This is a genomic window from Lentzea sp. NPDC004789 (assembly GCF_053601075.1).
This window is the reverse complement of the sequence record NZ_JBSGBE010000020.1, coordinates 32323-51864: the sequence shown is the minus strand read 5'-3', so window position 1 is coordinate 51864 and position 19542 is coordinate 32323. Positions and strand designations below refer to the sequence as shown.

Annotated in this window: 20 protein-coding genes; 13 read left to right on the top strand and 7 right to left on the bottom strand. The window is 70.3% G+C overall.

The window, feature by feature from the left end; genetic code table 11:
- Positions 1–9: 9 nt before the first annotated feature.
- Positions 10–660, bottom strand: a complete 651-nt coding sequence (locus tag ACWEIJ_RS35550) for a GntR family transcriptional regulator (RefSeq protein ID WP_449841636.1) — start codon at positions 658–660, stop codon at positions 10–12.
- Between the two features lie 99 nt (positions 661–759).
- Here ACWEIJ_RS35550 and ACWEIJ_RS35545 point away from each other — a divergent pair, with 99 nt between their 5' ends.
- The 5 genes from ACWEIJ_RS35545 (at position 760) to ACWEIJ_RS35525 (ending at position 4648) form a co-directional block, all read left to right on the top strand.
- Positions 760–1713: an asparaginase gene (locus ACWEIJ_RS35545; RefSeq protein WP_449841635.1), complete on the top strand. Its 954-nt coding sequence runs from the start codon at positions 760–762 to the stop codon at positions 1711–1713.
- A gap of 14 nt (positions 1714–1727) precedes the next feature.
- A complete protein-coding gene (locus ACWEIJ_RS35540) occupies positions 1728–2018 on the top strand; it encodes a hypothetical protein (RefSeq protein WP_449841634.1) in 291 nt (96 codons plus the stop codon).
- 80 nt (positions 2019–2098) lie between these two features.
- Complete coding sequence (msrB, locus tag ACWEIJ_RS35535; protein WP_089953332.1) at positions 2099–2521, top strand: peptide-methionine (R)-S-oxide reductase MsrB; 423 nt, start codon at positions 2099–2101, stop codon at positions 2519–2521.
- 259 nt (positions 2522–2780) lie between these two features.
- The gene (locus tag ACWEIJ_RS35530) at positions 2781–3683 is read left to right on the top strand and encodes a TIGR04222 domain-containing membrane protein (protein WP_449841633.1); all 903 of its coding nucleotides are present in this window, start codon (positions 2781–2783) and stop codon (positions 3681–3683) included.
- Between the two features lie 86 nt (positions 3684–3769).
- Positions 3770–4648, top strand: a complete 879-nt coding sequence (locus ACWEIJ_RS35525; RefSeq protein ID WP_449841632.1) for a TIGR04222 domain-containing membrane protein — start codon at positions 3770–3772, stop codon at positions 4646–4648.
- Between the two features lie 28 nt (positions 4649–4676).
- On the opposite strand, the gene ACWEIJ_RS35520 is transcribed toward ACWEIJ_RS35525, so the two are convergent.
- Positions 4677–5024: a hypothetical protein gene (locus tag ACWEIJ_RS35520; RefSeq protein ID WP_449841631.1), complete on the bottom strand. Its 348-nt coding sequence runs from the start codon at positions 5022–5024 to the stop codon at positions 4677–4679.
- A gap of 128 nt (positions 5025–5152) precedes the next feature.
- Between ACWEIJ_RS35520 and ACWEIJ_RS35515 the strand changes: the two genes are divergently transcribed.
- The 3 genes from ACWEIJ_RS35515 to ACWEIJ_RS35505 all read left to right on the top strand — a co-directional run bounded on the left by ACWEIJ_RS35515 (position 5153) and on the right by ACWEIJ_RS35505 (position 9578).
- Positions 5153–5971 (top strand): DUF692 domain-containing protein, encoded by an 819-nt coding sequence (locus ACWEIJ_RS35515; protein ID WP_449841630.1) that lies wholly within the window; start codon positions 5153–5155, stop codon positions 5969–5971.
- A gap of 1 nt (position 5972) precedes the next feature.
- The gene (locus ACWEIJ_RS35510) at positions 5973–6335 is read left to right on the top strand and encodes a hypothetical protein (RefSeq protein ID WP_449841629.1); all 363 of its coding nucleotides are present in this window, start codon (positions 5973–5975) and stop codon (positions 6333–6335) included.
- Positions 6336–6503: 168 nt separating this feature from the next.
- Complete coding sequence (locus tag ACWEIJ_RS35505) at positions 6504–9578, top strand: S8 family peptidase (protein WP_449841628.1); 3075 nt, start codon at positions 6504–6506, stop codon at positions 9576–9578.
- 36 nt (positions 9579–9614) lie between these two features.
- On the opposite strand, the gene hemQ is transcribed toward ACWEIJ_RS35505, so the two are convergent.
- The 3 genes from hemQ to hemE are packed head-to-tail and all read right to left on the bottom strand — an operon-like array spanning position 9615 to position 12792.
- Positions 9615–10307 carry a hydrogen peroxide-dependent heme synthase gene (gene hemQ, locus ACWEIJ_RS35500; protein ID WP_449841627.1) on the bottom strand — a complete coding sequence of 231 codons (693 nt, stop codon included), beginning with the start codon at positions 10305–10307 and terminating at the stop codon, positions 9615–9617.
- 23 nt (positions 10308–10330) lie between these two features.
- Complete coding sequence (gene hemG / locus ACWEIJ_RS35495; protein ID WP_449841626.1) at positions 10331–11758, bottom strand: protoporphyrinogen oxidase; 1428 nt, start codon at positions 11756–11758, stop codon at positions 10331–10333.
- Positions 11758–12792: a uroporphyrinogen decarboxylase gene (gene hemE, locus ACWEIJ_RS35490; RefSeq protein WP_449841625.1), complete on the bottom strand. Its 1035-nt coding sequence runs from the start codon at positions 12790–12792 to the stop codon at positions 11758–11760. Before hemE ends, hemG begins: the two co-directional genes overlap by 1 nt.
- Positions 12793–12864: 72 nt before the next feature.
- On the opposite strand from hemE, the gene ACWEIJ_RS35485 reads away from it, so the two are divergent.
- On the top strand, positions 12865–13413 hold the full coding sequence (locus ACWEIJ_RS35485) for a DUF3000 domain-containing protein (protein WP_355440037.1): 549 nt from the start codon (positions 12865–12867) through the stop codon (positions 13411–13413).
- Here ACWEIJ_RS35485 and ACWEIJ_RS35480 read toward each other — a convergent pair.
- Positions 13410–14552 (bottom strand): dipeptidase, encoded by a 1143-nt coding sequence (locus ACWEIJ_RS35480; RefSeq protein WP_449841624.1) that lies wholly within the window; start codon positions 14550–14552, stop codon positions 13410–13412. The two genes, ACWEIJ_RS35485 and ACWEIJ_RS35480, sit on opposite strands and share 4 nt — an antisense overlap.
- Positions 14553–14807: 255 nt before the next feature.
- Here ACWEIJ_RS35480 and ACWEIJ_RS35475 point away from each other — a divergent pair, with 255 nt between their 5' ends.
- Complete coding sequence (locus ACWEIJ_RS35475) at positions 14808–15524, top strand: response regulator (protein WP_015099292.1); 717 nt, start codon at positions 14808–14810, stop codon at positions 15522–15524.
- Between the two features lie 70 nt (positions 15525–15594).
- Complete coding sequence (locus ACWEIJ_RS35470) at positions 15595–16845, top strand: HRDC domain-containing protein (RefSeq protein ID WP_449841623.1); 1251 nt, start codon at positions 15595–15597, stop codon at positions 16843–16845.
- A gap of 84 nt (positions 16846–16929) precedes the next feature.
- Here the strand turns inward: ACWEIJ_RS35470 and ACWEIJ_RS35465 are convergent, their stop codons facing one another.
- On the bottom strand, positions 16930–17862 hold the full coding sequence (locus ACWEIJ_RS35465; RefSeq protein WP_449841622.1) for a GlxA family transcriptional regulator: 933 nt from the start codon (positions 17860–17862) through the stop codon (positions 16930–16932).
- Between the two features lie 110 nt (positions 17863–17972).
- Here ACWEIJ_RS35465 and ACWEIJ_RS35460 point away from each other — a divergent pair, with 110 nt between their 5' ends.
- Entirely contained in the window at positions 17973–18914 is a 942-nt protein-coding gene (locus ACWEIJ_RS35460) for an NAD-dependent epimerase/dehydratase family protein (RefSeq protein WP_449841621.1), read from the top strand.
- Positions 18915–19015: 101 nt separating this feature from the next.
- Positions 19016–19498: a GNAT family N-acetyltransferase gene (locus tag ACWEIJ_RS35455; protein WP_449841620.1), complete on the top strand. Its 483-nt coding sequence runs from the start codon at positions 19016–19018 to the stop codon at positions 19496–19498.
- Positions 19499–19542: the final 44 nt, after the last annotated feature.

Genomic DNA, 19542 nt, shown 5'->3' with positions numbered 1-19542 from the left:
AAGCCGAAGCTAGCGGTTCATGCCCGCCAACATCTGTGCGCACACGCGAGAGAGGTGCCGCCGCATCACGGTCGACGCCTTCGACGCATCCCCGTCCGCCACCGCCTGGACGAGCTCGTCATGGTCGTCCATCGACGCGTGCTGGTGCGGTGGGTCGTCGTCGAGCAACGCGCTGCGCAGCAGCACCACGCGTTGCTGCACGAGCCGCACCTGCCCGGCGATGTGCGGGCTGCGGGCCGCGTCGATCAGGCTCTGGTGGAACGCGAGGTCCAGCCGGTACGGGAACGGCTGTCCCGCCCGGTAGTTGCGCCGGCTCTCCGCGCACACCTCGTGCAGCCGCACCAGGTCCACATCGGTCCGGCGGGACGCCGCCAGTTCCGCGGCGGCGCACTCCAGGGCCGTGCGCAGCTCGAACAGCGCTTTGACGTCGTCGGCGTCCGCGTCGGGCACGAACGCGCCCCGGTGCGGCACCAGCGTCAGCAGCCCCTCGGAGGCCAGGTGCCGGATCGCCTCGCGCAGCGGGCCGCGGCTGATCCCGAGCCGCTGCGCCACCTCGACCTCGTTGACCCGCGAGCCTGGAGGGATTTCCCCAGTGAGCACCTGCTCGCGCAGGACGTCCACGGCCTGCCCGGCCAGACTGAGGTGCAGCGGAGGTGTCACTTTCGTCTCCTGCTCTGGACGGCGGCGGCCGTCTCCTGGTTACACTAGCCACGTTGTCAACTGTCGACAGTTGGCAGTTCGAGACGATGGAGGGGCGGCATGGGACACGAGGTTGTGGCTGAGGTCTGGCGGGGCGACTTCCTGGAGTCGGTGCACCACGGCACCGTCGTCGCGACCGACGCGTCCGGCACCCCCGCCCTGGAGATCGGCCGCCCCGGCGACGTCGCGTTCCCGCGCTCGTCCAACAAGCCGCTGCAGGCCCTCGCGATGCTGCGCAGCGGCTTGGACCTCGACGGCGAGCTGCTCGCCCTGGCCTGCGCCTCGCACTCGGGCGAGGACTTCCACGTCGAGGGCGCGCTCAGAATCCTGGCGTCCGCGGGCCTGAGCGAGGACGCCCTGCAGTGCACCCCCGACCTCCCGCTCGGCGACGAGGCCCGCGCCCAGCACCTCGCCCGCGGTCTCGAAGCCGCCCCGAAGTACATGAACTGCTCCGGCAAGCACGCCGCGATGCTCGCCACCTGCGTCGCCAACGGCTGGTCGACCCACGACTACCTGGACCCGACGCACCCGCTGCAGGTCGCCACCCGCGCGACGATCGAGGACGTGGCCGGCGAGCCCGTCGCCCAGGTCGGCGTCGACGGCTGCGGCGCCCCGATCTTCGCCATCAGCCTCACCGGCCTGGCACGCGCGTTCGGCCGGTTGGCCAGCGCTCCGGCCGGAACGCTGGAACACCGCGTGGCCACCGCCATGAACACCTACCCGCGGTGGGTCGGCGGCACCGGCCGTGACGTCACGGTGCTGATGGACGCCCTGCCCGGCGTCATCGCCAAGGACGGCGCCGAGGGCGTCTACGCGGTCGGCCTGCCCACAGGTGAGGGCGTGGCGCTGAAGATCGCCGACGGCTCGTCGCGCGCCCGCGCGGTCGTCGTCGTCGCGGTGCTCAAGCGCCTCGGCGTGGACGTGAGCAAGGTCGAGGACCTCGCCACCGTGCCGGTGCTTGGTCACGGGCGCGCAGTCGGTGCTGTCAAGCCCTCGCTTGCGCTGGCCTGCTGACTAAGCTGGGGGTTATGGGCGATTCGAAGGACGAGCGCGAGAGGTTCCAGGAGGAACTGATCGGTCTCGATCCGCAAGACCCAGAAACCCGGGCGTTCGCCGAGCACCTCGACCGGATGAAGCGGCAGCGCCCCGGTTACACCGTCGAGGGCTACCTGGAGGGCGTGCAGGACTTCGCCGACTCGGCGAACCGCACGACCGGCCACCAGCGGCTGGTGGCCGTCCTGGTGGTCGGGCTCATCCTGCTCGGCGTGATCCTCACGATCTGGTTCGCGTTGAGCGACATCCTCACGATCATCTTCTGAGACCTTAAGGACGTCTTACGACGGCTCCGGCCCGGCGGCCGCCGGGAAGCCCAGCACCGGTGCGCGCGTTATAAAGGGACATGGAACCTGTTGTCGGCGCCACCCCCAAAGTCGTGCGTTCCGAAGAGGAATGGCGCGCCCAGCTGAACCCCGCCGAGTACGCGGTGCTGCGCCAGGCAGGCACCGAGCGTCCGTGGACCGGCGAGTACACCGAGACCAAGACCGAGGGCGTGTACGAATGCCGTGCGTGCGGAGCCGAGCTGTTCCGCAGCGACACCAAGTTCGACTCGCACTGCGGCTGGCCGTCGTTCTTCTCGCCGTTGGCCGGCGACTCGGTCATCCTGCGTGAGGACCGCACGCTCGGCATGACCCGCGTGGAGGTGCTCTGCGCCACATGCCACAGCCACCTCGGGCATGTTTTCGAAGGTGAGGGGTATCCGACCCCGACGGACCAGCGGTACTGCATCAACTCCGTCTCCTTGAAACTCGTTCCGTCCGAATAGGAGACTGAGGCCGAGTCCGGTCCGCCGGGCCGGACAGACCTGGGAGGGCGCAATGATCTTCTTCGGTACCGATGGCGAAGGCTCCAGCGGAGTCGACGGCGGCTCGTCGAGCTGACCGCGAAGAGCGAGCCATAGCCACGAGTAATTGACAAAAGGCGGACAACCCTAAGGCTTCGTCAACAAGCATTGCCCGGCTGTGGCCCGGACCACACCATGGACGCCACCGAAGCATTTTCGGGGCAGTCAGGGGGTGGGTCGAATGCAGAGGCCTTGGGGATTGTCCGGACCGGAGTTCCTTCAGCTGTACTGGATCGCGCTGGCACTGGCGGTCCTGATCGCGATCGTCGTCCGGGTGCGCGTGCGGGCGGGGCACAGCACCTCGCCCGCGCGCTCGCTGGACATGGACGAGCTCGCCTACCTCGCGGGCGGTCCGAGGCGCGTGGTCGAGACGGCCATCGCGCGACTGCTCACCTCGGGTGAGCTCCGCACGTCACGGCGTGGCGCCGTGCAGGCCACGGCCGGCAGCCAGTCGCTCAACCCGGTGGACCGCGCCGTCATCACCGACAGCCAGCGCTACACCAACCGCACCGTCAACCTGATGATCCCCGCGGTGGCGAAGGACGACGCCGTCACCGCGATCGGCCGGCGCCTGGAGGAGATGGGCCTGGTCGTCCACCCGGACGTCGCGAAAAGCGCGGCGCGCAAGGGATCCATCGCGTTGTGGGTGCTGTTCGTGATCGGCAACATCCGCTGGTTCAACGGCCGTGCGATCGGCGCGCCCGTCGGCTACCTCACGCTGATGCTCGTCCTCACCGGCCTGCTCGCCATCCTGTTCATGCGACGCAGCAAGCACGTGCGCACCAGCAAGGGCAACAAGGTGCTCGACGCGGCCCGCACCACGAGCAGCAGGGCGGCCATGCCGGACGAGGCCCTGTACGCGGGCGCGGCCGGGCTCGTGCTCTTCGGCGGTTTGGCCGTGTACCCGGATCTCGCGGTGCGCAGCTCGTTGCTCGCCTCGTCCTCCGGCACTTCCTCCGGCTACGGCAGTGACGCCGGCTCCAGCTACAGCTCGTGCTCGTCGAGTTCTTCTTCGTGTTCGAGCGGGAGCAGCTGTGGCAGCAGCTGCGGCGGTGGTGGTTGCGGCGGCGGCTGCGGCGGCTGACTTCCCTCGTCCGAATCAGGTAACGCCGGGAACCCGGGGGTAGATCTCACGTCGAAGATGCACTGGCAGCAGTGAGGGGAGTGCTGATGGCCAAATCTTCGACACCGCAGCGGGTCGACCAGACCGCGGAGGAGATCGGGTTCCTGGCAGGGGGACCGGGCAGGGCGGCGGAGACCGCCCTGGCCCGGCTGATGGACGGCGGTCTCGTGCGGTTCTCCCGCGAGGGCCTCGTGACCGCCGTCCACCAGAACGGTCACGGCGCCACGACCGCACTGGAGGCGTTCATCCTCGCCGGGCTCAACGGCGCGGGCCGCCCGATCGGTCTCGTGGTGGGACCAGCGGCGCACAGTCACGAGATGGGTGCGCTGCGCGACTCCCTGGCCGGCAAGGCCCTCATCCGCCGCAAGTGGGGCAGGGGCAACGGCGGCCGGTCGGCCTTCCGGGTGCTGCTGATCTTCCTCGGCATCGGCTTCCTCGGGGCGGCGCTCCTCGTCGACCGGAACCTCCTGGTCGTCGCGGTCGTGGCGTTGCTCGTGGCGTTCCTCTTGCGCGACAAGAAGATGCTCACGCCGCTCGGCAAGGGCGTCCTCGGTCACGCGCGGTTGAACCCGCGTGGCAGGGTGGACGCCGTCGCGTTGTACGGGCTGCGTGGTGTGGTCGGCCGCCGACGGGTCGCCGACCTGTACGACCTGCCGCCCAACCTCCTGTACGTCGCTCCGCCGCACCTGCAGCACGCCAAGAAGAAGTCCCGTTCGGACGGTGGCGGGTGCGGCAGCAGTTGCGGCAGTGCGTCGAGCTGCTCGGCCAGCAGTTGTTCGGCCAGCAGTTGTTCCAGCAGCTGTTCGAGCAGCAGTTGCGGTTCCAGCAGCTGCGGCAGTTCCAGCAGTTGTTCGAGCAGTAGCAGCAGCTGCAGCAGTTCGAGTTGCAGTAGCAGCAGTAGCAGCTGCAGCAGTTCCAGCAGTTGAGGGGGAAACGATGGTCGCACCGACCACCTCACGGGCGACGCGGCTGACCGCGGAACAGATCGGCTACCTGATCGACGGCGGTCCGGTACAGGTGTCGCGCGGCGCGCTGGTCTCGGCCGTGCACCAGAACGACCACGGTGCGACCACCGCGGTCGAGGCCCGGATCCTCAGCGGCGTGCGAACCGCCGTGCGGTTCGAGGAGGTCGTGCGGTCCGCCGCGGCCGGCAACGAGATGGCGCGAGTGCATCAGGAGGCGGGCTCTGCGGCACGTGAGCACGACCGACCGAGTGCACAAGGTGGCGGTGTAGGGCTTCCGCGGCAAGGTGAACCGCCGGCCGGTGGCCGACGACTTCTGGCTCACCCAGACCGTCGTCACGACGCTGCCGCTCAAGAGGCAGCGGAAGAGGCGGTCCTCTCCGGACAGTTGCGGGACGGCTGTGGCAGCGGATGTGGTAGCAGTAGTTGCTCGACAGGCAGCAGCTGCGGTGGCGGAGGAGGCGACTGATGACGGGAATCGCGGACCTGGGTGTCGGCATCGGCTGGCGCTCGGAGATCGACCTGACCGTGGAACGGTTGCCCGGCGTCGACTTCGTGGAGGTCGTCGCGGAGAACCTCCACATCGGACGGTTGCCGGAGTCGGTGACGCTGCTGCTGGAGCGCGGGGTCCCGGTGCTCCCCCACGCCGTGTCGCTCTCGCTCGGCGGCGCGGACGAGGTCGACCTGAACCGCGTCGAGCACCTCGGCGGGATCGCCGAGGTGCTCGGCGCGCCGATGGTGAGCGACCACGTGTGCTTCGTCCGCGCGGGCGGCCTCGACTCGGGCCACCTGATGCCGGTGCCGCGCACGAAGGACGCGCTCGACGTGCTGGTCGCGAACGTCAAGCTGGCACAGCGCAACCTGCCCGTCCCGCTGGCGCTGGAGAACGTCGCCGCGCTGCTGGAGTGGCCAGACGGCGAGCTGACCGAGGGCCAGTTCCTCGCCGAGCTCGTCGAGCGCACGGACTGCTGGCTGCTCGTCGACGTCGCGAACCTGTACGCGAACGCCCGCAACATCGGCACCGACCCGGAGCGGTTCCTGGACGAGATCCCGTTGGAGCGCCTGGCTTACGTGCACGTGGCGGGCGGCGTCGAGCACGGCGACGTCTACCACGACACGCACGCCCACGCGGTGCTGCCGGAGGTGCTCGGTGTTCTCGACGAACTGTGCTCGCGCGTGAAACCACCCGGCGTTCTGCTGGAACGCGACGACAACTACCCGTCCGACACCGAAATCGCGACCGAGCTGGCCGCGATCCGCGCCGTCGTGGACAAATACCGTGACTGAAATGATCGACGACAATGACTCGTCGGCCGCACGCGAAAGGCTCGCCGCCGCCCAGGCCGAGCTGCTGAACGCATTGCTCGCGAACGGGCCGGCCCCGGCGGGATTCGACGAACAGCGGCTCGACGTCGAACGCCGTGCGTTGCTGTCGAAACGCCGAGGCATCGTGCGGATGCTGGGCCCGGCCGTCGCCGACGAGCTCGGCGAGCGGTTCCGGCCGCTCTTCGACGCCTACGCCGTGGCGCACCCGCGTCGTGCGGGCTCTCGCGCGCGCGAGGACGCCGCGGCATTCGCGGAATGGTGCCGGGAAGCGGGAGAACTGTCAGCGAAACGCAAGGCGCGCTGGAAGTTCTGGCAGTCGAACTGACGGGCGAACATCTCCTCACCCAGAATCCCCCGTTCAGCCCTTTGTGACCCCGGCCACCATCGATACGTTCGAAAGTGTCGGGGGACCTTTTTCATCACATTGCCGTAGAAGGCCTTCCGGCCTGCGCGGACAACAGCGCGCAGCAATTCGAACCACGAGGGGATTCGAATGCGCGGAAAAACGAAAGTGCTGGGCGCCGCCATCGCGGCGCTCGCGCTGACCGCGGCACCGGCCACCACCGCCTGGGCCGCGCCACCACCCGTCCCCGCCAACCAGGCGGTCGACGAGGTCACGCTCGTCACCGGCGACAAGGTCCTGCTGGGACCCGAGCAGCAGGTCGTCGCGGTCAAGCCCGACGAGGGCCGCGAGGGCATGGCCTTCAAGACCCACCGCGGCACCGACGGGCACACCGCGGTCGTGCCGAAGGACGCGTTCGGGCCCCTGGCGGCGGGCCGGCTCGACCGCAGGCTCTTCGACGTGACCACGTTGCTGGAGTTCGGCTACCGCGACCGCATGCCGTTGATCGTGGACGGTCACGCGCGGCTCGCGGCACGGTCCTCGGACGACTGGGCGGCGCTGAAGTCCGAGGCGGACTCCGGTGACAAGATCTGGCTCGACGGCATCCGCAAGCCGAGCCTCGACCGGTCGGTCGCGCAGATCGGCGCGCCGGCCGCCCACCAGAAGGGCATCACCGGCAAGGGCGTCAAGGTCGCGATCGTCGACACCGGCGTGGACGAGAACCACCCGGACCTCAAAGGCCAGCAGATCGCCGAGAAGAACTTCACGACCGACCCCGACAACACCGACAAGGTCGGCCACGGCACGCACGTCGGCTCGACCGTCGCGAGCCACGACGCGAAGTACGGCGGCGTCGCGCCAGGGGCTCAGCTGATCGACGCCAAGGTCTGCGTCGAGAGCGGCTGCCAGGAGTCGTGGATCCTCGACGGCATGCGCTGGGCGGTGGAGCAGGGCGCCCAGATCGTCAACCTGAGCCTCGGCGGCCGCGACACCCCGGAGGTCGACCCGCTGGAGCAGGCGGTCAACGACCTGACGGCCAAGTACGGCACGTTGTTCGTCATCGCGGCGGGCAACTCCGGCTCACCGGGCACGGTCAGCTCGCCCAGCACGGCCGACGCCGCGCTGTCGGTGGGTGCCGTGGACCGCGACGACTCGCTCGCCCCGTTCTCCAGCAGGGGTCCGCGCGTGGGAGACAGCGGCCTCAAGCCCGAGGTGACCGCACCCGGCGTCGGCATCGTCGCGGCGGCCGCGGGCACGAACGGCGAGCACGTCGCCTTCAGCGGCACGTCCATGGCCACGCCGCACGTGGCGGGCGCCGCGGCCCTGCTCAAGCAGCAGCACCCGGAGTGGACACCGGCGCAGCTCAAGTCGGTGCTGGCCACCACGGCCAAGCCGACGCCGGGCGTGGGCGCGTTCGACCAGGGCGCGGGCCGCATCGACGTAGCCAAGGCGATCGGCCAGGTGCTGACCGCCGACGTCGTCTCGGTGAACCTCGGCCGGCACGAGTGGCCGCACGGTGACGACAAGCCCGAAACCAAGCCGATCACCTACACGAACCCGACCGACGCGCCGATCACGCTCGACGTGAAGCTGACCAGTGGTGCGCCGCAGGGCATGTTCTCGCTGAGCGCCTCGCGGGTGACGGTGCCGGCCAAGGGCACGGCCTCGGTGAAGGTCACCGGCGACACCCGTGCCGGCACCCAGGACGCCGCGTACACCGGCGAGGTCGTGGCCACGTCCGGACCGCACACCGTGCGCACGCTCGTCGGCATCGAACGCGAGGTGGAGAGCTACGACCTCACGATCGACATCACCGCGCGCGACGGCCAGGACCCGGCGATCCCGCTGACGTTCATCGAACGCCTGGACGTCCGGTCGTCCCAGTCTGTCTACGGCGCCGGCGACCAGAAGGTCCGGCTGCCCAGGGGCACCTACCTGCTCGACACGACGATGAGCACGCCGACCAGCCTCGACATGGTGTTGCAGCCGACGGTGAAGCTGACCGGCGACGTGACGGTCGCCCAGGACGCGCGCCTCGTCCAGCCGATCTCGGTGACGTCACCGGAGCCCACCGGCAGCTTCGTGGCCGGGGAGCTGGCGTACCGGCGCACGTACGGCGGCGTGACGATGCAGAGCTCCCTGCTCTCGTTCAGCGGCTTCGACGGCATCTCCGCGGCCCAGATGGGCGGCCCGCTCCCGCCGGAGGAGCTGTCCTCGCTCACCACCCTGCACGCGAACACGACGGCCGACGCGAACACGTACTACCGGCTGTCCTACCCGGTCGGCGGCAGCATCCCCCACGGCCTGGTGCGCGCACCCGCCAAGAATGACCTGGCTCGGGTCGAGGCCACCATCGGCGGCCTGAAGCCCGGCAGCACGGCGATCAAGGGCGAGCTCCCGCTGTCGGTGCACGGCGTGAGCGGCGGTTCCGCGCTCTACCAGGTGCCGTCGGGCAGGCCCGTCGACTACGTGACGACCGAGGACGTGCGCTGGCAGTCGTTCGTGAACATCGCGCACGCGAACGGCAGCCTGGAGCAGACCGTCTCCGCGCCGCGCACGTACGAGCCGGGCAGGACCTACCAGGAGCGGGAGAACCAGCCGGTGTTCTCGCCGGCGCTGCCCGAGGCCCCGTACTCGTACGCCCAGCGGTCCGGCAGCGAGCTGTACGTCAGCGTGCCGATGCTGAGCGACGCCGGCAACGGCCAGGCCGGGTCCACTGTGGACAGCTTCCGGGCCGCGCTCTACCGCGACGGTGTGCTGCTCGCGGAGAACGAAGGCCAGGCCTTCCGGAACGTGCCGCTGCCGGAGGCCGGCTTCCGCGTCGAGGCGAACCTCGACCGCAGCTCGCAGTTCGACTTCAGCAGCAAGGTGTCGGCGGCGTGGACGTTCAGGTCCAAGGGCACGCCGGGTGTCACCGACACCATTCCGCTGTCGGTCGTGCGGTTCGCGCCGAAGCTCGACGAGAACGGCGCGGTGCCCGCGGGAACGTTGCAGCGCATCGGGTTGGTCACGCAGTCGCAGGGTGACACGGGCAAGGTGCGCATCACCGGCGTGCAGTACTCGCACGACGACGGCAAGTCGTGGCGCAACGCGGGTGTGGCCGGCAACAGCGCGTTGATCTACCACCCGGCGGACGCGAAGTGGACCTCGTTGAGGGCCACCGCGAAAGACGCCAAGGGCAACACCGTCGAGCTGACGGTGATCCACGCCTACAAGGTGGGTTAGAGCGAAGGGCCGCCTGGCTTCAGGCGGCCCTTTCTCCTACGGCAGGTTCGTGACCAGCTCGGCGGCCGGGACGCGGGTGCCGGTGTAGAAGGGGATCTCCTCGCGCACGTGCAGCCGCGCCTCGGTGCCGCGCAGGTGCCGCATCAGGTCGACGATGCGGTGCAGTTCGTCGGCCTCGAACGCGAGCATCCACTCGTAGTCGCCGAGCGCGAACGACGCGACGGTGTTCGCGCGCACGTCCGGGAAGTCGCGGGCTTCCTTGCCGTGGTCCGCGAGCATCCTGCGGCGGTCCTCGTCGGGCAGCAGGTACCACTCGTAGGACCGCACGAACGGGTAGACGCAGACGTACTTGCGCGGCTCCTCACCCGCGAGGAACGCGGGGATGTGGCTGCGGTTGAACTCGGCGGGCCGGTGCAGGGCGACCTGCGACCAGACCGGCGTCGAGACCTTGCCGAGCGGGGTGCGGCGGAAGCCGGTGTAGGCGGCCTGGACCTGCTCGATCTCCTCGGCGTGCCACCAGATCATGAAGTCGGCGTCGGCACGCAGACCAGCCAGGTCGTAGACGCCGCGGACGACGACGCCCTTGCCCTCCAACGCGTCCAGGTAGTTCTGGGTCTCCGCGGCGGCGGCGCTGCGGTCCTCCGGCAGCTTGCCCGGTTCGACCCGGAACACCGACCACATCGTGTAGCGGATGGTGTCGTTGAGCTCGTTGTAGTTCAGGCGTGCCATACGTCCATCTTGGCACGCCTGCCTCAGCGGCGAACGCGGCCCAGCAGGTGTGCTGCGACACGGGCGGCGGCCGAGTCGGCGGTGGCGATGCAGGCCGGGACGCCCACGCCGTGCAACGTCGCTCCCGCCACGGCGAGGCCCGGCACGTCGGCGATGCCGCGCTCGATGGTGTCGACCAGGTCGAGGTGCCCGACGCCGTACTGCGGCAGGCCTCCGCCCCAGCGCTGCACCACGTAGTCGATCGGCTCGGCCCTGACCCCCGTCAGCTCGTACAGGTCGTTGCGGACCGCCTTGACGAGGTCGGCGTCGCTGCGCTGCAGGAGCGCCGTCTCGCCGTGCCTCCCGACCGAGCCGCGAAGGATCACGGGTTCGCCGTAGTGGGACCACTTGCGGCTGGAGAACGTGAACGCCTTGGCGGTGAACGGGGTGATGCGGTCGCGGTAGCGCTCCCCCTCCGCGATCAGGACGCCGGAGCGGTCCGGCAGCTCGGTGCCCGGCGGCAGCGCCAGTGCGACGACGGCCATCGAGGCGACCTCGACCTTGCCGTACGCGGCGGACACCTGCGGCGCGATCTCGGCCAGCAGCTTGCGCGCGGACGGAGCCGGGACCGCGAGCACGACGCCGTCGCACTCCAGGTACTCCGGGGTCGCGGCCGAGCCGATCTCCAGCCGCCAGCCGTCGCCCTGCCACGACAGCACCCGCACCGGCAGGCCCAGGCGCACGACCGGTTTCGCGACCTCGGCGAGCCGGTCGACCAGGCTCTGGACGCCGTTGCGCAGCGACGCGAACACCGGTGGCCGCGCGGCGCGTGGCTGCGGCGGCGCGGGCATCATCGTCGCGGCGGCCGCGAGCAGCGAACCGACACCCTTGTCCAGCAGCGTGGCGATCTGCGGCATCGTGGCGCGCAGGCCCAGCTCGTCCGCCCGGCCCGCGTAGACGCCGCCGAGCAACGGGCTGACCAGTCGGTCGGCCACCTCGGGACCGAACCTGTCCTTCATCAGCGCGCCGACCGCGACGTCACCGCCGCGCAGCTCGATCGGCGGCAGCGTCGGTTCCATCTCGACCCGCAGCGCGCCCTCGGACGACAGCATGTGCCGCACCGTCTCGACGCTCGCCGGCACGCCCATGAACGTGTGCGCGGGCAGCTGGTGCGTGCGTCCCGCGGCGTGCACCGAGGCCTTCGCCTCCGTCGGGTGCACGACGTGGTCCTGCAGCCCGACCTCGGTGATGAGCTCCTGCGCCTCGGGCTTGCGGTGCAGGAACGCCTCGGCGCCCACGTCGAACCGCACGCCGGCGAGCTCGGTCGTGCGCAGCTTGCCGCCGAGCCGGTCGGACTGCTCGATCACGGTGATCTTCGCGTCGGGCCCGAGCAGCATGCGCAACCGGTGCGCGGCGGCCAGGCCGGAGATGCCTCCCCCGACGACTGCGACGTGCGGCGCTCTCTCGTGCATTACAAGCTGTGGATCAGTTCGACGGTCCGGGTGATGATCTCCGGATCGGTGTCGGGGAGCACGCCGTGGCCGAGGTTGAAGATGTGCCCCGCGGCCGCCTTGCCTTCGGCGTGGATGCGGCGCACCTCGCGTTCGACCGCCTCGAAGCCCGCGAAGAACAGCGCCGGGTCGAGGTTGCCCTGCACGACCGGCTTCGGCAGCTCCGGGTTCGCCCGCCGCAGCCGGTCGACCGCCACGTCGAGCGGGATCCGCCAGTCGACGCCGACGACGTCCGCACCGGCCTGGCGCATCGCGGGCAGCAGCTCGCCCGTGCCGACCCCGAAGTGGATGCGCGGCACGGTGGTGATGGTCTCCAGGACGCGCTGGGAGTGCGGCAGCACGAACTCGCGGTAGTCGCGCTCGGACAGCGCGCCCGCCCACGAGTCGAACAGCTGGACCGCCTGCACCCCGGCGTCGAGCTGCGCGTGCAGGAAGGCCGTCGTGATGCCGGCGATCTTCGCGAGCAGCGCGTGCCACAGCTCGGGGTTGCCGTGCATGAGGGCCTTGGTGCGCTCGTGGTTCTTGCTCGGGCCGCCCTCGACGAGGTAGCTCGCCAGCGTGAACGGCGCCCCGGCGAACCCGATCAGCGCGACCTGCGGCGGAAGTTCCTTGAGCAGCAGCCCGATGGCGTCCGCGACCGGCTGGACCTGCTCAGCGTGCAGCTCGGGCAGCTTCTCGACGTCGGAGAACGTCCTGACCGGGTGCGCGACGACCGGACCGGTGCCCGCGACGATGTCGAGGTCGACGCCGGCCGCCTTCAGCGGCACCACGATGTCGGAGAAGAGGATCGCGCCGTCGACGCCGTGCCGCCGGACCGGCTGCATGGTGATCTCGCAGACCATCTCCGGGTCCATGCACGCGTCGAGCATCGCGGTGCCCTGGCGGAGCGCCCGGTACTCGGGCAGCGACCGTCCCGCCTGCCGCATGAACCAGACGGGGGTGTGCGACGGGGTGCCGCCACTTGCGGCCACGAGGAGGGGGGCTGAAGAAGTCATCTCCCTTTCATGGTCCCACGTCCCGGCGTGCCGCCGTCACTCGGTCGGTTTCCGAGGCATACAGTCAGTTGTGTGACCGAGCCGGAAATCTTCCGCCGGGCGGTGGGGACGCTCAAGTCGGTTCGCACCAGGCCCGAGATCGAACTCACCGAAGTTCGCCCACCGCAGCGGCTCGCTCCGTGGGCGTACGCGCTGACGGCTGAGGTCACCGGCCCGTCGGACGAGCTCTCCACCGGCCGCCTGGTGCTGTTGCACGACCCGGACGGCGACGAGGCGTGGGGCGGTGTCCTGCGCGTCGTGGCCTACGTGCGCGTGGAGCTGGACCACGAGCTCGCGTCGGACCCGCTGTTGCCCGAGGTCGGCTGGTCCTGGCTGACCGAGGCCCTCGACCAGTCCGGCGCCCGGTTCACCGCCCTGGGCGGCACCGTGACGCAGACGTCGTCGGCCCGGTTCGGCGACATCGCGGGCCCGGCCCGCACCGACGACCTGGAGCTGCGGGCGTCGTGGACCGCGCTCGACGGAGAGCTCGCCGAGCACGGCACCGCGTTCTACGAGCTGATGGCGACGGCCGTGGGGCTGCCGCCGGTCGGCGTCACGCTCTTCGGCCAGCGCCAGCCCTAGTCGGCGTCCCTGAGCACCCGCAGGACGTTCGCGCCGGCGAGCTTCGCGCAGTCGTCCTCGGACCAGCCCTTGTCGAGCAGCGCGCCGATGAGGCTGGGGTAGGTCGAGACGTTCTCCAGTCCCTCCGGGAGGGTCTGCACGCCGTCGTAGTCGCCGCCCAGACCGATGTGGTCGACGCCGACGACCTCACGGGCGTGCTCCAGGTGCGTGACGACGTCGTCGAGCGTGGCGAGCGGCTTCGGGTTGTCCACGACCCACTTCTCGCCGAACGCCCTGCGCTCCCCCATGTCCGCGTGGTTCGCGCCGGCGGCGCTCATCGCGTCACGAAGGGCTGCGTCCCATTCAGCGACACGAGGTGAGACGAAGTCCGGAACGAATGTGATCATGGCCACACCGCCGTTGGCCTTCAGCTTGACCAGAACGTCGTCCGGAATGTTGCGCGGATGGTCCGCAACGTGGCGGCACGACGAGTGGCTGAAGATGACCGGCTTGACGCTCGTCTCCAGCGCGGCGTGCATCGTGCTGGGCGCGACGTGGCTCAGGTCGACGAGCATGCCGATCCGGTTCATCTCGCGCACGACGTCGCGGCCGAACTCCGTCAGTCCGCCGTGTTCTGGCTGGTCAGTGGCGCTGTCGGCCCACGGCGTGTTGTCGTTGTGGGTGAGCGTCATGTAGCGGACGCCCAGACGGCGCAGCGCGCGCAGAACGCCGAGTGAAGAGTTGATGGAATGTCCGCCCTCGGCGCCCAGGAGGGACGCGACACGCCCGGACGCGAAGATTTTTTCAGCCTCCGCGGCGGTGGTGGCGACGGCCAGGTGATCGGAGTACCGCTCGGCCAGCTCGTAGACCAGTTCGACCTGCTCCAGCACGGCGGTGACGGCTCCGTCGCCCGCGAGCCGGCAGGGAATCCAGACGGACCAGAACTGCATCCCGAGGCCGCCCTCGCGCATTTTCACGATGTCCGTGTGCAAGCTGGGATGACGTTCCGTGAGATCGATCTTCGCCGCGGTCGTGTAGACGTCCTCGCCCGTTCCCTCGCCGAGCTCCCGCAGCGCCCACGGGAGGTCGTTGTGGCCGTCGACGAGGGGCACACGCTGCAGCAACGCCCGCGCTCGTTCGCGACCGGTCAGGCTCGGCACAACCAACTCCTATACGTCGTCCTGAGGGGATCTCGTGTTACTCCCCCTATCTAGTTGTCATCCAATCGTGTGACACATGAGGCCATCTGTCACAACTCAATAGGGATAGATACCCGATTGATCGTCCCGTAGACCCGCATGGGCGGCTACGCTGCCCCAGACGACACCACTTTCGGTCGATCAGTGGCGCGGCTGATTGGACGAAAGTCTCCGGTGCCGGTCGGGGGGCACGACCGACTCCAGGGAGGTAGTGACGTGGCTGCCGTCGGCTTAGGTCAGGCCGTTCGTACCACGCCAGCCGGCTCGTTGCCGGCGAACATGGTCCCGCACCCGCGGGAGGAGCTTTTTTCAGTGCTGGTGGTCGACGACCACCCACTGCTGAGGGAGGCGATATCAGCTCGGCTCACCCAGATGGGGGCCGGGACAGTGCATGAGGCCGCATCGGTGGCAGAGGCTCGGGCGCGGGCACTTGCAACCGGACCGTGCGACCTCGCGATCCTCGATCTGGGCCTGCCGGATGGCACCGGCATCGACCTGGTCACGGAGCTCCGTGCCCAGGGCTGGCCCCGCATCGTGGTCCTCGCATCCTCCGACGACCCCTACGCGGTCAGGTCGGCCTTCCAGGCGGGCGCCCAGGCGTACCTCCTGAAGTCCGCCTCTCCGATGGTGGTCACCGACGGGGTGCGCCGGGTTCTCGATGGCGGCGTTTACGCAGATCCGAGCGTGGCACCAGTACTCGCAGCGGGTACTCGGGTGCCGGGCACCGACAACACGCCGCGGGAACTCTCCGCGCGTGAGGTCGAGGTGCTCCAGCTGGTCGCCGATGGCCAGAGCAACAAGGAGATCGGCGAGGCTCTGAGCCTGTCCGCGCTCACGGTGAAGTCTCACCTGTCGCGGATCGGCCGGAAGCTGGGCACCGGGGATCGCGCTCAGATGGTCGCGCTGGCCATGCGTGCCGGCGTGATCCGCTAGATACCGGTTTGAAGCACTGAACCGGCCGAGAACACCTGTGAGTGGTGCGATCGTCGTAGGGTCATCCGCTGTGGATGTACCCGCCGACGAGCCAACCGCACCAACCGGACCAGATCCGGTACCGCTGACGGAACCTGCTGATGGGGTCCCGCCCGTGGTCGCCGATCCTGCTGCGCTCCGGCGAGCCGCTGACGCGCTCGCCGGGGCGAAGGGCCCGGTCGCGGTGGACACCGAGCGAGCCTCGGGCTACCGCTACTCACAGCGTGCCTATCTGGTGCAACTGCGCCGGGAGGGCGCTGGCACCTGGTTGGTCGACCCGATCGCTCTAGGCGGTCGGCTGGACCCGCTGGTGCAGGCGCTGGACGGCACCGAGTGGGTGTTGCACGCAGCGTCTCAGGACCTGCCGTGCCTCGCCGAACTCGGGCTGCGACCCGGCGCGCTGTTCGACACCGAGCTGGCGGGCAGGCTGGCTGGGTTCGAACGCGTGGCATTGGGCACGCTGGTCGAGCGACTGCTCGGCTATCGGCTGGAGAAGGGGCACGGCGCGGCCGACTGGTCGCGCCGCCCCCTTCCTGCCGACTGGCTGACGTATGCCGCTCTGGACGTGGAGCTGCTCGTGCAGCTGCGCGACGTTCTCGAAGCCGAGCTGGAGCGCCAGGGCAAGCTCGCCTGGGCGCTCGAGGAGTTCGAGGCGGTACGGACGGCGCCTTTGCCGCGCCCCCGTACCGACCCCTGGCGGCGCACGTCGGGTATCCACCGCGTGCGCAACCAGCGTCAACTGGCCCTGGTGCGTTCGCTGTGGGAAGCCCGCGACGCCGTGGCCCGCGAACGCGACATCGCCCCCGGCCGAGTCCTCCCGGACTCCGCCCTGATGGAGGCAGCCGCCCGCAACCCCGCTTCGGAAGCCGAGCTGCTCGCGCTTCCGGTCTTCCGCGGACGGGCCCAGCGCCGCATGTCCGGCGTCTGGATGAACGCTCTGCGCAAGGCAGCCGCCCTGCCCAAGTCGGAGCTCCCCGAACCCGCTGGCCAGCACGACGGCCCACCCCCGCCCAACCGCTGGGCGGACAAGGACCCGGACGCCGCCGCCCGCCTGGCCGCGGCCCGCACGGCGCTGGCGGGCATCGCCGAGGCCAACACCCTGCCGGTGGAGAACCTCCTGCTGCCCGACCTGGTGCGCCGCACCTGCTGGCAGCCGCCCGCCGACCTGTCGCCCGAGTCCGTGGCCACCGTGCTGCGCGAAGGCGGGGCCCGGTCGTGGCAGATCGAGCTCACCCTCGAAGCCCTGGCCAAGGCGCTGACCGCGACGGCTCCGCCGTCCTGACCGCCGATATCCGATATATCAGTTACCGCGACACCCGCTGACGTCCCCCTTGCAATGAGTCTTTGGACTTCGTCCGCAAAAGACTCATTGCAAGGGCCGGCGGTGGGACGCGCGGTAGGCGGTCGGAGTCAGCCCGGTGCGGCGGACCATGTGCTGCCGCAGCGAGTCGGCACTGCCCAGCCCGCTGTGGTGAGCGACCAGGTCGACGGGCAGCGTGCTGGTCTCCAGCAGCTGACGGGCGCGGTCGACGCGCCGGTGCAACAGCCATTGCAACGGGCTCGTGCCCGTCTCGGCGTGGAACCGGCGGGTCAGGGTTCGCACGCTCACGCGGGCGTGCGTGGCGAGGTCCGCGAGGGTGAGCGGCTCGTCGAGCCGGCGCAACGCCCACTCGCGGGTGGCTGCGAGTGAGAAGTCCTCGACGGCGGGCAACGGCGTGTCGACCACCTGCGCGTGGTCGCCAGGACGTGGCGCGGCGACGAGCGCCATCCGCCCGGCACTGGCCGCCGCGGCGGCACCGTGGTCGGTGCGGACCATGTGCAGGCACAGCTCGATGCAGGCGGCCGCACCTGCCGACGTGAGCACGGGACCGTCGGCGACGTACAGCACGTCGGGCACGACCGTCACCCGCGGATGACGTCGGGCGAGCTCGTCGGTCAGCCCCCAGTGCGTCGTGGCGCGGCGCCCGTCCAGGACACCGGCCTGCGCGAGCACGAACGTGCCGGTGCAGATCGCGGCCATGCGGGCACCGCCGTCCGCCGCGGCCCGGACGGCGTCGAGGATCCGGGGATCGATGTCCGTGCGGCCTCCACCGCCGATGACGACGCACGTGTCGGCTCCCTGCACGGCCGCCAGATCGCGGTCGACGAACACGTCCGGACCGCCGACCGCCTCGACCCGTCCGGTGTCCGCCGTGCACACGGTGATCTCGTACGAGCCGGTGGCGTCGAGGACCATCCGCGCGATGGCGAGGTCGAACGAGTACACCGGCGCGACCACGACGAAGACGATCCGATGCATGGCCAGAACCTCCGGGAAAGTGGCAACCGGGCCGGTGCCGCGAACCGCACGCGCGCACCACAGTGGATCAAGCGAATCCGCGCAACCCGATGTTCCCCGAAAAGAGGATCATGTCCGTCCACGTGATCATCGGCCGTGGTGCCACCGCCCACGCCACCGCGCTCCTGCTCGCCGAGTCGGGCGACGAGGTCAAGGTGGTCAGCCGCACCGGCGGCGGCCCGGACCTCCCCCGCGTCACCCGAATCGCGCTCGACGCGGGCGACGCGACCGCTCTGGCCGAGGTCGCCGCTGGAGCGACCACGATCATCAACTGCGCCATGCCCGCCTACCACACCTGGCCGCAGACCGTTCCGCCCCTGTTCGGCGCGATCCTGTCCGCCGCGGAACGCACCGGCGCCACCTACGTGATGCTCGGCAACCTGTACGGCTACGGACCGGTCGACGGCCCGCTCACCGAAGACCTCCCGCTGGCCGCGACGGGCCCCAAGGGACTGGTCCGCGCCCGCATGTGGCTGGAGGCCAAGGCCGCGCACGACGCGGGCCGGGTGCGCGTCACCGAGGTGCGCGCCGGCCAGTTCATCGGCCCCGGCGCCTTCTCGACCTTCACCGCGCTGGTGCTGCCCAGGGTCCTGGCCGGACACCTCGCCGTCGTACCCGCCGCCCTGGACACCCCGCACTCGTACACCTCCGTCGGCGACGCCGCCCGCGCCCTGCACACCGTCGCCCGCGACGAACGCGCCCTCGGCCAGCCCTGGCACGCACCCGTCGTCGTCGCCTCCGTCCGCACCGTGGCAACCCGCCTGGCCGAACTGGCCGACGCGCCACCACCCCGGCTCGCCGAAATGACCGACCGGGAACTGGCACTGCTCGGCGCGACCGCCCCGCTGTGGGACGAGCTCTGGGAGACCCACCACATGTCGCACCGCCCGTTCGTCGTGGACGCCTCCCGCATCGAGCAGACCTTCGGCTTGACGGCCACACCGCTCGACGAGGTCCTCACCGCGACACTGCGCCAGGCCAACACGCCACCACGAGCACTCACGACCGCCTGAGAGCAACCGATATATCAGTTCCACACGCTTGCTGACCTGCCCCTTAGCAATGAGACTTTGGACTTCGTCCGCAAAAGACCCATTGCAAGGGGCGGTTCGCGTTGATCAGCACCGAACGGCTGGACCTGCTGCCGCTGCGCGTCGAGCACGCCGCGGAGATGGCCGAGGTGCTCGCGGACCCGGCCCTGCACACGTTCATCGGCGGCACCCCGCACTCCCCCGAAGCCCTCCTCGCCCGGTACGAGCGGTTGGTCGCGGGCTCCGGCGACCCGGCCGAACAGTGGCTCAACTGGGTGATCTCGCTGCGGGCCGAAGGCCGCCTCGTCGGCACCGTCCAGGCGACCGTCGCCGGCCGGACCGCGGAGATCGCCTGGGTGGTCGGCACGCCCTGGCAGGGCCGCGGCATCGCGAGCGAGGCGGCACGAGGCCTCGTCGGCTGGCTCGCCACCCAGCCGGCGGACACCGTGGTCGCCCACGTCCACCCCGACCACCACGCGTCCGCCGCCGTCGCCGCTTCCGCCGGGCTCACCGCCACCGCCCACCGGCAAGACGGCGAGGTCCGCTGGCAACGCCCTTTGCGATGAGCCTCTGACCACCAGGCATCCGAGACTCATTGCAAAGGAGAGCG